An 858-nucleotide genomic window follows, 5' to 3' on the forward strand; every position below is an offset into this window, starting at 1 on the left:
TTGTTGATTCCACAGCTCCTGAATTGGTTGGTGTCCCTGCTGATATTACTGTAGAATGTGATGCCATTCCTGCTCCGGCAACTGTAACCGCTACTGATAACTGTGATACTACCCTTTCTGTTAACTATACTGAAACTTCCAATACCGTTGTTGATGGCGTTGGAACTATCGTACGTCAATGGAGCATAACTGATAATGGTGGCAATACAACTACCGAAACTCAAACGATTAGCGTTGTTGATTCCACAGCTCCTGAATTGGTTGGTGTCCCTGCTGATATTACTGTAGAATGTGATGCCATTCCAGCACTTCCTAATGTAACCGCTACTGATAACTGTGATACTACTCTTTCTGTTAACTATACTGAAACTTCTAATACTGTTACCGATGGCGTTGGAACTATCGTACGACAATGGAGCATAACCGATAATGGTGGTAACACAACTACCGAAACGCAAACGATTACCGTTGTTGATAATACTCCTCCAATAATCACATGCCCTGCAAATATAACCGCTCAAACCTCCAATGATGGTGCGGGTAATTGCACAACTATTGTTGATTTAGGTAATCCAACGGTTTCAGATAATTGTACTGTAAATAGTAATTTAACAATATATAATGATGCACCGGCTACGTTTCCAATAGGTACTACCGTAGTAACTTGGACCGTTGAAGATGCAGCCGGAAATACAAGCACTTGTACTCAAAACGTAACGGTAACTGACAACGAAAATCCAACAGTCACCGCTGCTGCCGATGTGATAACAACTACCTCAGCTGACGGCACTGGAAACTGTACTGTCGCTGTAGCCATAACAAATGCTACTTTTGGTGATAACTGTACAGGAAGTTCTA

The 858-nt window shown here is 41.8% G+C and carries 1 protein-coding gene; it reads left to right on the top strand.

Going from position 1 to position 858, the window contains the following annotated elements; all coding sequences use genetic code 11:
* The coding region (locus FJ651_RS15635) for an HYR-like domain-containing protein (RefSeq protein ID WP_140991725.1) at window positions 1–858 on the top strand (858 nt) is incomplete at both ends.

The sequence above is a fragment of the Paucihalobacter ruber genome (assembly GCF_006494535.1).
In the GTDB taxonomy this organism is placed as follows: domain Bacteria; phylum Bacteroidota; class Bacteroidia; order Flavobacteriales; family Flavobacteriaceae; genus Paucihalobacter; species Paucihalobacter ruber.